The 13007-nt window shown below is 69.2% G+C and carries 10 protein-coding genes, 1 tRNA gene and 1 pseudogene; 6 read left to right on the top strand and 6 right to left on the bottom strand.

Annotated elements, in window-relative coordinates; translation table 11 throughout:
• Nucleotides 1-20: 20 nt before the first annotated feature.
• Together ACK4TH_RS08565 and mfd are read right to left on the bottom strand one after the other, a co-directional pair.
• Nucleotides 21-641, bottom strand: a complete 621-nt coding sequence (locus tag ACK4TH_RS08565; protein ID WP_409625089.1) for a YitT family protein — start codon at nt 639-641, stop codon at nt 21-23.
• Nucleotides 638-4126: a transcription-repair coupling factor gene (gene mfd, locus ACK4TH_RS08560; RefSeq protein WP_409625086.1), complete on the bottom strand. Its 3489-nt coding sequence runs from the start codon at nt 4124-4126 to the stop codon at nt 638-640. Before mfd ends, ACK4TH_RS08565 begins: the two co-directional genes overlap by 4 nt.
• A gap of 28 nt (nt 4127-4154) precedes the next feature.
• Between mfd and ispD the strand changes: the two genes are divergently transcribed.
• Nucleotides 4155-5420: a 2-C-methyl-D-erythritol 4-phosphate cytidylyltransferase gene (ispD, locus tag ACK4TH_RS08555; protein WP_409625083.1), complete on the top strand. Its 1266-nt coding sequence runs from the start codon at nt 4155-4157 to the stop codon at nt 5418-5420.
• A 29-nt stretch (nt 5421-5449) separates the two neighbouring features.
• Here ispD and ACK4TH_RS08550 read toward each other — a convergent pair whose 3' ends face one another.
• Both ACK4TH_RS08550 and ompR read right to left on the bottom strand, forming a co-directional pair.
• The gene (locus tag ACK4TH_RS08550) at nt 5450-6751 is read right to left on the bottom strand and encodes an ATP-binding protein (RefSeq protein ID WP_409625080.1); all 1302 of its coding nucleotides are present in this window, start codon (nt 6749-6751) and stop codon (nt 5450-5452) included.
• On the bottom strand, nt 6751-7470 hold the full coding sequence (ompR, locus tag ACK4TH_RS08545) for a two-component system response regulator OmpR (protein WP_409625076.1): 720 nt from the start codon (nt 7468-7470) through the stop codon (nt 6751-6753). The genes ACK4TH_RS08550 and ompR overlap by 1 nt, the downstream gene beginning before the upstream one ends.
• A gap of 104 nt (nt 7471-7574) precedes the next feature.
• Between ompR and ACK4TH_RS08540 the strand changes: the two genes are divergently transcribed.
• Nucleotides 7575-8348: an SIMPL domain-containing protein gene (locus ACK4TH_RS08540; RefSeq protein ID WP_409625073.1), complete on the top strand. Its 774-nt coding sequence runs from the start codon at nt 7575-7577 to the stop codon at nt 8346-8348.
• Between the two features lie 9 nt (nt 8349-8357).
• Here the strand turns inward: ACK4TH_RS08540 and ACK4TH_RS08535 are convergent, their stop codons facing one another.
• Entirely contained in the window at nt 8358-9128 is a 771-nt protein-coding gene (locus ACK4TH_RS08535) for a 3-hydroxybutyrate dehydrogenase (RefSeq protein WP_409625070.1), read from the bottom strand.
• Between the two features lie 76 nt (nt 9129-9204).
• Here ACK4TH_RS08535 and ACK4TH_RS08530 point away from each other — a divergent pair, with 76 nt between their 5' ends.
• The 3 genes from ACK4TH_RS08530 to ACK4TH_RS08520 all read left to right on the top strand — a co-directional run bounded on the left by ACK4TH_RS08530 (nt 9205) and on the right by ACK4TH_RS08520 (nt 12541).
• Complete coding sequence (locus ACK4TH_RS08530) at nt 9205-10182, top strand: alpha/beta fold hydrolase (RefSeq protein WP_409625170.1); 978 nt, start codon at nt 9205-9207, stop codon at nt 10180-10182.
• Nucleotides 10179-12398: a RelA/SpoT family protein gene (locus ACK4TH_RS08525; RefSeq protein WP_409625067.1), complete on the top strand. Its 2220-nt coding sequence runs from the start codon at nt 10179-10181 to the stop codon at nt 12396-12398. Before ACK4TH_RS08530 ends, ACK4TH_RS08525 begins: the two co-directional genes overlap by 4 nt.
• Nucleotides 12399-12464: 66 nt before the next feature.
• A tRNA-Val gene (locus ACK4TH_RS08520) sits at nt 12465-12541 on the top strand.
• Between the two features lie 75 nt (nt 12542-12616).
• On the opposite strand, the gene ACK4TH_RS08515 is transcribed toward ACK4TH_RS08520, so the two are convergent.
• Nucleotides 12617-12817 carry an EAL domain-containing protein gene (locus tag ACK4TH_RS08515; RefSeq protein ID WP_409625064.1) on the bottom strand — a complete coding sequence of 67 codons (201 nt, stop codon included), beginning with the start codon at nt 12815-12817 and terminating at the stop codon, nt 12617-12619.
• A gap of 6 nt (nt 12818-12823) precedes the next feature.
• Here ACK4TH_RS08515 and ACK4TH_RS08510 point away from each other — a divergent pair.
• Nucleotides 12824-13007: pseudogene (locus ACK4TH_RS08510) on the top strand (hypothetical protein); the annotation flags it as partial.

Raw genomic sequence — 13007 nt, 5'->3', positions numbered from 1 at the left:
CGGGGTGGCGTGGCGGTCCGTCAGTACGCCACATAGCGCCCGGGCTTGTGGTTGATGGCCAGCGTCAGGTTCATCAGCGCCGCGGCCAGCACCGACAGCAGCAGCTGCAGCGGGCCGACCCAGGGGATGGCCGCGAGCAGGATGGTGACGTCGATGGCCAGCTGCACCACGCCGGCGCGCCAGCCGTAGCGCTCCTGCAGCCACAGCACCAGGGTGTTGAAGCCGCCGAGGCTGGCCCGGTGGCGAAACAGGATGATGAAGCCGACGCCGATCAGCAGCCCGCCGGCCACGGCGGCAAACCAGGGGTTGAGCTGGCCGATGACGATCCAGCGCGGCATGACCTCGGTGAACGCGGCCAGCAGCGCCACCGCCAGCACCGTCTTGAGCGTGAACGCGCGCCCCATGCGCACCCAGGCCAGCGCGTAGAACGGCAGGTTGATCGCAAACACCAGCGCGCCAAACGGCCAGCCGCTGGCGTAGTGCAGCACGAATGCCAGCCCCACCGTGCCGCCGGTGACGAAGCCGGCGTGCCGAAACAGCACGAGCCCCAGCGCCACGATCAGCGTGCCGGTCAGCAACGCCTGCGCATCGTCCAGCCAGGTGTGGCGCGGGGTGGGAAAGGGCATCTCGGCAGGGGTCATGCGGTTTCGGTGGCCAAAGGCTGGCCCAGCGATCGCAGTACGTCGCGCACCAACTGGGCGCGCGCGGCGGGTTCGGGCAGGGCGCGCTCGATCTTCAGACGGTCATTGCCCGCCAGTTTGACCTGGCGGTTTTTCTGCACCAGCTCGATGATGCGCATCGGGTCCACCGGGGGATTGGGCCGAAAGCTGATCAGCACGTGCGACGGGGCAGCATCGATCTTGACCACGCCGTAGCGGCTCGCCAGCACACGCAGCCGGTGCACGTCGATCAGATGTTGCGCGGGTGGCGGCAGCTTGCCAAAGCGGTCGACGATTTCTTCGACCAGCGCGTCGATCTGCTCGTTGGTCTTGGCGGTGGCCAGCTTTTTGTAGAAGCTCAGGCGCAGGTGCACGTCGCCGCAGTAGTCCTGCGGCAGCAGGGCCGGGGCGTGCAGATTGATCTCGGTGGTCGCGGCCAGGGGTTTGAGCAGGTCCGGCTCCTTGCCCTCGCGCAGGCTGCGCACGGCTTCGGCCAGCATCTCGTTGTAGAGCTGAAAGCCGACCTCCATCATGTTGCCGCTCTGGTTCTCGCCCAGCACCTCGCCGGCGCCGCGGATCTCCAGGTCGTGCATCGCGAGGTAAAAGCCGCTGCCCAGCTCCTCCATCTGCTGGATCGCCTCCAGCCGCTGCGCGGCCTGCTTGGTCAACCCCTCGATGTCGGGCACGAGCAGGTAGGCGTAGGCCTGGTGGTGGCTGCGGCCGACGCGCCCGCGCAGTTGATGCAGTTGAGCCAGACCGAATTTGTCGGCGCGGCTGATGACGATGGTGTTGGCGGTCGGCACGTCGATGCCGGTCTCGATGATGGTGGAGCACAGCAGCAGGTTGAAGCGCTGGGCGACGAAGTCGCGCATGACGCGCTCCAGCTCTCGTTCCGGCATCTGGCCGTGGGCGATACCGATGCGTGCCTCGGGCAGCAGCTGCTCCAGCTTGGCGCGACGGTTCTCGATGGTTTCCACCTCGTTGTGCAGGAAATACACCTGCCCGCCGCGCTTGAGCTCGCGCAACACCGCCTCGCGGATGACGCCGGCGTTTTCCTCGCGCACGAAGGTTTTGATCGCCAGCCGCCGCTGCGGCGCCGTGGCGATCACCGACAGATCGCGCAGTCCCTCCAGCGCCATGCCAAGCGTGCGCGGGATGGGTGTGGCGGTCAGCGTCAGCACGTCCACCTCGGCGCGCAGCGCCTTGATGGCTTCCTTGTGACGCACGCCGAAGCGGTGTTCCTCGTCGATGATCAGCAGTCCCAGATTCTTGAACTGGGTCTTTTCCGACAGCAGCTTGTGGGTGCCAACGACGATGTCGATGGTGCCGTCCGCGATGCCTTTGAGCGCGGCGCTGATCTCTTTGGCGGTGCGAAAGCGGCTCATTTCCGCGATGCGCACCGGCCAGCGCGCAAATCGGTCCACCAGTGTTTGGTAGTGCTGCTCGGCCAGCAGCGTCGTCGGGGCCAGGAAGGCGACCTGCTTGCCCCCGGTGACCGCGACGAAGGCCGCGCGCAGCGCCACTTCGGTTTTGCCAAAGCCGACGTCGCCGCAGACCAGCCGATCCATCGGTCGCGGGCTGATCATGTCCTGGATGACGGCGTGGATGGCGGCGCGCTGGTCCGGCGTCTCCTCGAAGCCGAAGTCGTTGGCAAAGGCTTCGTAGTCCTTGGCGTCGAAGCGGAAGGCGTGGCCTTCGCGCGCGGCGCGGCGGGCATAAACGTCGAGCAGCTCGGCGGCGGTGTCGCGCACCTGCTCGGCCGCCTTGCGCCGCGCCTTGTCCCACTGGCCGCTGCCGAGGCGATGCAGCGGCGCCTCCTCGGCGCTGACGCCGGTGTAGCGGCTGATCAGGTGCAGTTGCGACACGGGCACGTAGAGGGTTGCGCCCTGCGCGTATTCCAGATGCAAAAACTCCTGCAGGGCGGGCGTGCCGTCGGGGTTTTTTTCGCCCAGGTCCAGGTTGACGAGCCCGCGGTAGCGCCCGATGCCGTGCTGCGCGTGCACGACGGGGTCGCCCAATTGCAGCTCGCTTAGGTCTTTGATCAGCGCTTCGACATCGCTGGTTTGTTCCTGCTTGCGCCGTCGGCGCACGGTCGGACCGGCGGCGAACAGTTCGGTCTCGGTGACGAGCTCGATGCCGGCCTCGGGCCAGGCGAACCCCGCGGCCAGCGGCCCGGTGGCGATGCCCACCGGCTCGGTGCTGGCGCGGAAGGACGCCAGGTCGTCGAAGACCGGGGGATCGAGCCGGCTGGAGCGCAGAAAGTCCAGCAGGCTCTCGCGCCGGCCATCGCTTTCGGCCAAAATCAGCACCCGGGCGGTGGTGCGCCGCAGGTGGACGTGCAGCCGCTCCAGCGGGTCGTCGGCGCCGCGCTGTGCGGTCAGGTCGGGCAGCGCGTCGATGACACCGGGCCACGCTGCCAGCGCTTGCCCGGCCGCAGCAGGGCGCAGCGCCCATTGGGCGTGCGGTTTGGCACGGGCGTAAAAGCCCTCGGCGTCCAAAAACAAGGTCTCCGGCGGCAGGGCGGGGCGTTCCGGATCGCCCTGCACCAGGCGGTAGCGCTCGCGAGTGTCCTGCCAAAACCGCTGGAAGGCCTCGTCCAGGTCGCCGTGCCACACCAGCGTCGCGTCCGCGCCCAGGTAGTCGAAGACGGTGGCCGTCTCGTCGAAGAACAGCGGCAGGTAGTACTCGATGCCCGCGGTGGCCACGCCATTGCCGATGTCTTTGTACAGGCGGCTTTTGGTCGGATCGCCCTCGAGCAGTTCGCGCCAGCGGGCGCGAAAGCGCGCCCGTGCCGCATCGTCCATCGGAAACTCGCGCCCGGGCAGCAGGCGCACCTCAGGCACGGGGTAGAGGCTGCGCTGCGTGTCCGGATCGAAGGTGCGGATGGAGTCGATCTCGTCGTCGAACAGATCGACGCGGTACGGCATGGGCGACCCCATGGGGAAGAGATCGATCAGCCCGCCGCGCACCGCGTACTCGCCCGGGCTGACGACTTGGGTGACGTGCTGGTAGCCGGCGAGGGTGAGCTGGGCGCGCAGGCGCGCTTCGTCCAGCTTTTGCCCGGTTTTGAAGGCAAAGGTGTAGGCCGCCAAAAACGACGGCGGCGCCAGCCGGTACAGCGCCGTCGTGGCCGGCACCAGGATGACGTCGGCGCCATCGTCGGCCGCGCGCTGCTGGATGCGCCACAGCGTGGCCAGCCGCTCCGAGATCAGGTCCTGGTGTGGCGAAAAGGTGTCGTAGGGCAGGGTCTCCCAGTCCGGAAACAGCGCGCAGCGCAGCCCGGGCTCGAAAAATGGCAGCTCGGCGAGTAGCCGCTGGGCGTCCGCCGCGTCGGCGGTGACGATGGCCGTGGGGCGGCCGGCGGCCTTCTCGCGCGTGGCCAGGGCGGCGAGCACCATCGCATCGGCCGATGGGGCGGGGCGCGCCGACTGGAAGCGCTTGCCAGGGGTGAGGCGGGGAAGTTCCATGAGGGGCTGCATTCTAGAATCCACGGCCATGACGGATGCGAATGTTGCGCATACCCTGCAGCTTCCCCGAGCGACGGACGGCGCTGGCGTGCCGTGGCCCTCGGACGCGGGGGGCGCGGTCCGCTGCTATGCGCTCGTGCCGGCGGCGGGCAGCGGCAGCCGGGCGGGCCTGAACACGCCCAAGCAATACCATGTGATCGCAGGGCGCCGGGTGATCGACCACACCCTGGCAGCCTTGATGGCGGTGCCCGCGCTGGTGGGCGTGGGGGTGGTGCTGGCACCGCAGGACGACACCCCGCTCGGCTGGGATGCGCGGGTGCGGGTCTGGCGCGTCGGCGGTGCGACCCGCGCCGAGAGCGTGCTCAACGGGTTGGCGGCTCTCGCCCGGGCCGGTGCGCGCGACCACGACTGGGTGCTGGTGCACGACGCGGCCCGTTGTCTGGTGCGGCCGGCGGACATCCAGGCCCTCATCGACGCCTGCCGTGACGACCCCGTGGGCGGGCTGCTGGCGGTGCCGTTGGCGGATACGCTCAAAGAGTCGGTCGCCGAGGGCCGCAGCGAACGCACCCTGCCGCGCGAGGGCAAGTGGCTGGCGCAGACACCGCAGATGTTTCGCCTGGGCGCGTTGCGTGACGCCCTGCAGGCCCACCGCGATATGGGTTTTGCCGGCATCACGGACGAAGCCAGTGCCCTCGAACGCTGCGGTGCCCGTCCGCAGTTGGTGCGCGGCAGCACCCATAACCTCAAGCTGACCTACCCGGAGGACTTTGCCGTGGCGCAGGCCTTGTTGACCGCATCCGACTCGCCGGCCTGGCGCATTGGCGAAGGCTGGGATGTCCATGCGCTGGTGCCAGGCCGGCGCCTGGTGCTGGGCGGGGTGGAGATCCCGTTCGACCGCGGGCTGCTGGGCCATTCCGATGCGGATGCGCTGCTGCACGCCATCACGGATGCGCTGCTGGGCGCGGCGGGCCTGGGCGATATTGGTACCTGGTTTCCCGATACGGACGAGCGCTGGCGCGGTGCGGATTCGGCCCGGCTGCTCGTCGAAGCGCGCGCCGCCGTTCGTGAACGGGGATGGCGGCCGGTCAACGTCGATGCCACCGTCATCGCTCAGGCGCCTCGTCTGGGCCCTTATCGCGCGGCCATGCAAGCCCAGATCGCCGCCTGCATGGACCTGCCGCCGCAGGCCGTCAACGTCAAGGCCAAGACCGCCGAGCGGCTGGGCCCCGCTGGCCAGGGGCTGTGCATCGAGGCGCGTGCGGTGGTGCTGTTGCAGCGCGCGCCCTGCGTCTGACGCGGTTGCCCCCTGCGGGCGCAACCAGTTCAAGCGGGGCGCAGCCGCAGTGTTACCGACAGGCCACCCCCCGGGGCGTTGCGGATGTGGCACTCGCCCCCCATACGCTCCAGTGCGCGCCGCACGATCGCCAGCCCCAGGCCGCTGCCCGGCGTGGTGCGCGCGCTTTCCGCGCGGTAGAAGGGGTCGGTCAGTCGCGGCAGCGCTTCCGGCGCCGTGCCCGCGCCGTGGTCGCGTACCTCCAGCTCGATCCATTCGCCCTGCCGCACGACCTGGACGTCGATGCGCGCGCGGCCATCGGCGCTGCGGCCGTGCCGCGTGGCGTTCTCGAACAGGTTGGTCAGTACGCGCTGCAAGGCCGTGGCATCGGCCATGGCGTGCAGCCCCTCCGGGGCGCGCACGCGCAGCTCGACGTCGTCGCGCTGGCGGTAGGGGGCGGCCGCCCGCTCCAGCGCAACGGCGATGGGCGTCGCGTCCAGGTGGGCCGGGCGCTCGCGCGCGTATTCCAAAAACTGGCCAATGATGGTGTCCACGTCCGCCACGTCGTCGGCCATGCGGGCCCGCGTGGAGGCATCCGGCACGCCCATCTCGATTTCCAGTCGCAGCCGCGCCAGCGGGGTGCGCAGGTCGTGCGAGATGCCTGCCAGCATCAGGCGGCGGTCGGCTTCGGCACGGGCGAGCTGCTCGGCCATGCGGTTGAAGGCCCGATTGACGCCGGCGATCTCGCGCGTGGGCAGGTTGTCGTCCAGCCGCGCGCCGTCAAAATCCCCGTCGCGCACGCGCGCGGCGGCCTGGGCGAGCCGCTGCAGGGGTTGGTTGATCAAGCGCGTGATCGCCGCCGCACCGACCATGGACAAGGCCAATGCCGTCGCCAGCCAGGCCAGCCAGGTGCGTCCGCGCACAGCGTCCAGTCGGGAGGGGTCGGCCAGCAGCCAATACTTCTCCCCCTCGATGGCAAAGCCGATCCACAGCCCATCGAAGCCGTTGACCTCCCGCGCCACGATGGTGCCGGGGCCCAGGCGCTCGACCAGGGCCACCGCGACCCGGTGGCCCGGCGAGTCGGCCTCGAACGGCGTGTAGGTGTCGTGCTCGTCGCGCACCGCGATGCGCACGTTCTCCTCATCCACCAAGGTCTTGACCAGTGCCACGCGGGCGATGGGGTCGGTGTAGATGAGGGCCGCGCGCGTCAGGTTGACCAGCGAGGCCAGGGCTTGCGCGCTCTGCAGGGCGCGGGGCTCCTGCTCCAGCGTGCGAAAGGTCTGAAACCACGCCAGCACGCTAAGCAGCAGCAACCCCGACAGCAGCAGAAAGTTGCGCCAGAACAGGCTCATCAGTCGTCCGGCACGAACATGTAGCCCACCCCCCAGACCGTTTGGATGTAGCGCGGGTTGGCGGGGTCGGGCTCGATCAGCTTGCGCAGGCGCGAGACCTGCACGTCCAGGCTGCGGTCGAAGGGTTCGAACTCTCGTCCGCGCGCCAGTTGCGCCAGCTTGTCACGCGACATCGGCTGGCGCGGGTGGCGCACCAGGGCCTTGAGCATGGCGAACTCGCCCGTGGTCAGCGGCACCTCGACACCGTCGCGGGTGAGGATGCGCTGGCCCAGATCGAAGGCAAACGGCCCGAAGTGCACCACGGCCTTGTCCGCGGCGGCGGCCCCCGGGGCCTCGGGGCGGGGGCGGCGGCGCAGCACGGCATGGATGCGCGCGAGCAGCTCGCGCGGATTGAAGGGCTTGGGCAGGTAGTCGTCGGCGCCGAGTTCGAGGCCGACGATGCGATCCACGTCTTCCCCCTTCGCCGTGAGCATGACGATGGGCGTATGGTCGCCGCTGGCGCGCAGACGCCGGCAGATGGACAGCCCATCCTCTCCGGGTAACATCAGATCAAGCACGATCAGGTCCACCGGGTCGCGCAGCAGCAGGCGGTCCAGTCGCTGGCCGTTTTCGGCCAACAACACCTCGAAGCCCTCCTGGCTCAGGTAGCGGTGCAGCAGTTCGCGGATGCGGGTGTCGTCGTCCACGATGACGAGGCGGTCCGGGCGGCGCGTGTTCATGCGGGCATTGTGGCCCGAAAATCCCGTGCTGACAGCACCGCCGCCCGCACGGCAGCACCGGCCGGTGGCACACTGCGGGCTTGCGGTTGCCCCTGGAGCGCCCCATGCCGTATGACCGAATCACCCCGCCCACCCCCGCCAGCCGCGCAGTCCTTTCGCATCGCCGGCTGCGCGGGTCGCTGCTGGCACGCGCCGTCGTGTGCACCCTGTTCTTGGCTGCGTTGCCGTCATCATGGGCGCAGGGGGGGCCGGAAGCGAATGTCGTGCACCTCAGTGCCCAGGCCGAGCAGCGCCTGCCCCAGGACTGGATCACCATCACCGTGGCGGTGCGCCACCAAGCCCCTGATGCTGCCGCCGTACAAGCGCACCTGGGGCGGGTGCTCGAGCAGGCGCTGGCGCACATCCGCCCGCGCGAGCGGGCCGGGCGGCTGGAGGTGGCCAGCGGCGGCGTTCAGGTCCAGCCGCGCTATGGGCGCGACGGGCAGATCACCGGCTGGCAGGGCAGTGCTGAGCTGCTGCTGCAGGGAAGAGACCTGGCGGGCGTTGCTGCCTTGGCGGCCGAACTGCCGGGCATGGCCGTCACCGGGCTGCGAATGTCGCTCAGCCGCGAGGCCGCCCGGCAAGCCGAAGCGGCGGTGCGCGCGCAGGCGATCGAGGCCTTTCGCCAACAGGCCGCGGAGGTGGCGCGAGCCTTCGGTTTTCAGGGCTACGAGCTGCGCGAGGTCCACGTCGGAACGCAGACCCCAGGGCCGGAGCCGCGCCCCTTGCTGCGCGCCATGGCCGCCAACGTCGCAGAGGCCACGCCCGCGCTGCCGGTGGAGCCGGGGCAGGCGTTGCTGCAGGTCACCGTCTCGGGGGCCGTGCGCCTGCTGAAGTGACCCGGCCCGTCATTGCGCGGCCCAGCCGCCGTCCATGTTCCAGGCTACGCCGCGCACATTGTTGGCCGCCGGCGAGCAGAAGAACACCGCGAGTTCGCCCAACTCCTCGGGCGTGGTGAATTGCATCGAGGGCTCCTTTTCGCCCAACAGCAGCCGCGTGGCTTCCTCGTTGCTGATGCCCAGGGCCGCGGCCTTGGCGTCCACCTGCTTTTGCACCAGTGGCGTCAGCACCCAGCCCGGGCAGATCGCATTGCAGGTGACGCCGGTGGTGGCCGTCTCCAGCGCCACGACCTTGGTCAGCCCCACGATGCCGTGCTTGGCGGCCACGTAGGCGGACTTCTGTGCCGAGGCCACCAGTCCATGCACCGAGGCAACGTTGATGATGCGCCCCCAGTTGGCGGCCTTCATGGCCGGCAGCGCCAGCCGTGTGGTGTGAAAGGCGCTGCTCAGATTGATCGCGATGATGGCGTCCCAGCGCTCCGGCGGAAAGTCCTCGATCGCCGCCACGTGCTGGATGCCCGCGTTGTTGACCAGAATGTCCACGCGGCCGAAACGATCGGCGGCGGCGCGCATCATGTCCTCGATCTCGGCTGGCCGGCTCATGTCGGCGCCGTGGTAGAGCACGTCCACGCCCAGCGCGGCAATCTCCGCCCGCGCCCCGTCCACATCGCCAAAGCCGTTGAGGACGATGTTGGCCCCTTGGCGGGCCAGGGCCTTGGCGATGCCCAGCCCGATACCGCTGGTGGATCCGGTGACGAGGGCGGTCTTGTGCTTCAGCATGGTGCGCGCTCCAATTCCTTTACGATGTGGTGATCGACGTCGACGAAATCGCACGCATTATCAGCCACACATGCCCATGGAACCGACGCTGCATCACCTGGCCGTTCCTGGCCCCCGCGCTGCGCATGGAGAGCCCCGTCGCATCGCTTGGTGGGAATGGAATGCCACCCCAACGGCCCACCCGGCCCATGTCGTCGTGTGCGTGCACGGTCTGTCGCGTCAGGCCCGCGACTTCGATGCGCTGGCGCGGACGCTGGCGCCCCACGCGGCCGTCGTGTGCGTGGATGTGGCCGGCCGCGGTCAGAGCGACTGGCTCGAAGATCCGATGGCCTACCAGATTCCGACCTACGTCAACGATCTGGCGGTGTTGCTGGCCCACCTGCGCCAGCGCCACGCCCAGGCGAGTGGCACCGCCGAGCCCTATGCGCTGCGCATCGACTGGGTGGGCACCAGCATGGGCGGGTTGATCGGCATGGCGCTGGCGTCGCAGCCCGCCATGGGCCTGCACCGGCTGGTGCTCAACGATGTCGGGCCGGTGATCGAGCCCGCGTCGCTGGAACGCATCGCTCGGTATTTGGGCCAGCAACCCGTCTACCCGAGCGAGCAGGCCGCTGCGGACGCGCTCTGGCAGGTGTCCAGCACCTTCGGTCCGCACACGCCCGAGCAGTGGCTGGCGCTCACGCGCCCCATGCTGCGACCGGTCGCGGGGGGGTGGACCCTGCACTACGACCCGGCCATCGCGGTGCCATTTCGCGCCCTGCTGGACGCCCAGCGCGCGGCCCAGGCGGCCGACCCCGTTGCCGCTGCCCAGGCCCGCTCCGCCGCGCAGCAGGCGGGCGAGGCGGGCCTGTGGGCGATGTACGACGCCATCACCTGTCCCACACTGTTGTTGCGCGGGGCCGAGTCGGATTTGCTGTCCCGCGCCACCGCCGTTGCCATGACGCAGCGCGGCCCGCGCGCGCGGCTGGTGGAGTTTGCCGGGGTGGGCCACGCCCCGACCCTGGTGCAGGAGGACCAGGTGCGGGTCGTGCGGGACTTTCTGCTGGCGCCATGATCAGCCGCCCCACCCACGAGGACGAAGTCCCCGGCGCGGCCACGGCGATCACGGCCGCACTTGCCACCGCCAACGGCAGCGACGACGAGCGCGCACTGCAGCGCGCGCGGGCGTTTGCCGAGCCCCTGCTCAGCGGTGAGGCGTTGGACACGGGCGAGCCCGTGCTCGATCACGCCGACGCCGTGGTCCAGATCCTCGGCCGTATCGGGGGCACACCGGATCTGCAAGCCTGCGTGTATCTGGTTTATGCCAGCCCCTTCCTCGCGCGCCCGCGCGAGATGATCGCCAAGGCCTTCGGCGAGGCGTTTGCCGACGTCGCCATCGAGACCAACAAGCTCATCCAGTTGCAGCGCCAGGCACGCCGGCGCAGCGCACCGCCCGACGCCGCCGCCTCGGCGCTGGATGCCGCGCAGACGGAGAATGTGCGCAAGATGCTGTTGGCCTTCTCGCGCGACCTGCGCGTGGTGCTGCTGCGGCTGGCCTCGCGCCTGCAGACGCTGCGCTACCACGCCGCCGTCAAGCGCTTGCCGGAGCGCTCGCTCGCCGCCGAGTCGCTGCAGGTGTTCGCGCCGCTGGCCAACCGGCTGGGCATATGGCAGCTCAAGTGGGAGCTGGAGGACCTGGCCTTCCGCTTTCTGGAGCCAGACACCTACAAACACATCGCCCGGCTGCTCGACGAGAAGCGGATCGAGCGCGAGACGCATGTCGAGCATGTCCGCCAGCGCCTGGAGCGCGAGCTGGCTGCGCTCGGCCTGTCTGCGCAGGTACAGGGGCGGCCCAAGCACATCTACAGCATCGTCAAGAAGATGCGCGGCAAGTCGCTCGATTTCGACCAGGTCTACGACCTGCGTGCGCTGCGCGTGATCGTCGAGACGGTGGACGACTGCTACCGGGTGCTGGCGTGGGTGCATGCGCATTTCTCGCCGGTGCCCGACGAGTTTGACGACTACATCGCCAAGCCCAAACCCAACGGTTACCAGTCCCTGCACACCGTGGTGCGCGACGAGCAGGGGCGGGCCTTCGAGATCCAAATCCGCACGCGCGCCATGCACGAGCACGCCGAGCACGGCGTGGCGGCGCACTGGGCCTACAAGGAGGCCGGCACCAAGGGCTACGCCGGCGTGACCGCCGGGTCGTCCTACGACGCCAAGATTGCGGTGCTGCGCCAGTTGCTGGCGTGGCAGCACGACTTGAGTGGCCTGTCGCACGGCCTGTTCGACGACAGCATCTATGTGCTGACGCCGCAGGCGGCCATCGTCGAGCTGCCCAAGGGTGCCACGCCGGTCGATTTCGCCTACGCCGTGCACACCGATCTGGGCCACCGCTGCCGCGGCGCGCGCGTGGATGGGCAGATGGTGCCGTTGAACACGCCGCTGGCCAATGGCCAGACGGTGGAAATCGTCGCGGCCAAGGAGGGCGGGCCGTCGCGCGACTGGCTCAACCCCGAGGCGGGCTACCTGGTCAGCCACCGCGCCAAGGCCAAGGTGCGCGCTTGGTTCAATGCGCAGGCTGCGGCCGACAACATCGCGCGGGGCCGCGAGCAGGTCGAGCGGCTGCTGCAGCGCGAAGGCAAAACCGCCGTCAAGCTGGAAGACCTGGCGCTGGAGCTGGGGTTCGAGACCCCGGACGACCTGTTCGAAGCCGTGGGCAAGGAGGCTTTGACGCTGCGTGCCATCGAGCAGCAGCTCCACCGCGCCGAGCCGCCCCCGCCGCCCGACGAAGTGGTGCTGAAAAAGGCGCGCAGCCACCCCGGCGGGCGCCCCGGCGGGGTGCTGGTGGTGGGCGTGGGTGCCCTCATGACCACGTTGGCGCGCTGTTGCAAGCCGGCGCCGCCCGACGAGATATGCGGCTTCGTCACCCGCGGCAAGGGTGTGAGTGTGCACCGCGCCGACTGCCCCGACTTTCTGGCCCTGGCCCGCCGCCAGCCCGGCCGGGTGATCGAGGTGGAGTGGTCTGGTAGCGCCCCCGCAGGGCCCCATGCCCCCGTCTATGCGGTGGATGTGGGCGTGCAGGCCCAGGACCGCCAAGGCCTGCTGCGCGACATTTCCGAAGCCTTTGCGCGCGAGAAGATCAACGTCATCGGCGTGCAAACCCAATCCGTCAAAGGTGTGGCATGGATGACCTTTACCGTGGAGGTCAGCGACGCGACCCGCGTCAGCCGCGTGATGGCGGTGCTCACCGACGTTCCGGGGGTGCAGAAAGTCTGGCGCCGCTGACGGCGATCGGCCCGTTTTTCTGCTATAGTTTCGGTTCTGTCGACGCACCGATGTGCTAGACGCAACAGGCGCGTAGCTCAGCTGGTTAGAGCACCACCTTGACATGGTGGGGGTCGTTGGTTCGAGTCCAATCGCGCCTACCAAACACCTGCAGCATAAAGGCCCGGAGTCACCTCCGGGCCTTTGTTTTTTGCGCCGGGTGTCGTTTGCGTCCGCTCTCAGACGCGGACGTTGGCGCGGGCAAATGCCACGAAGGCGTCCGCCTCCAGCGGTCGGCTGCACAAAAAGCCTTGGATTTCGTCGCATCCGCAGGCTTGCAGCAACGAGCGCTGTTCGTCGGTCTCCACCCCTTCGGCGATGGCGGTCATGCCCAAGGCATGCGCCATGTCCACCATGGTCCGGGCGAGCCGGCCCGCCATCTCGTCATGGACGATGTCGCGGATGAACGAGCGGTCGATCTTCAATTTATTGACCGGGCGGAGTCAATAATCAAGTGCAACACCCCTGATCTGCCTTGCACCCGACCCTGCCGCTGTCCCATGGGAACCCTCTACCAGCACCTGAGCGCCGAGGAGCGCGCCACCATCATGATCCTGCTGCAGCAGGGCT

The organism is Tepidimonas sp. (assembly GCF_046292505.1).
In the GTDB taxonomy this organism is placed as follows: domain Bacteria; phylum Pseudomonadota; class Gammaproteobacteria; order Burkholderiales; family Burkholderiaceae_C; genus Tepidimonas.
The sequence above is the reverse complement of the archived record's forward strand: the minus strand, read 5'-3'. Positions and strand labels throughout refer to the sequence as shown.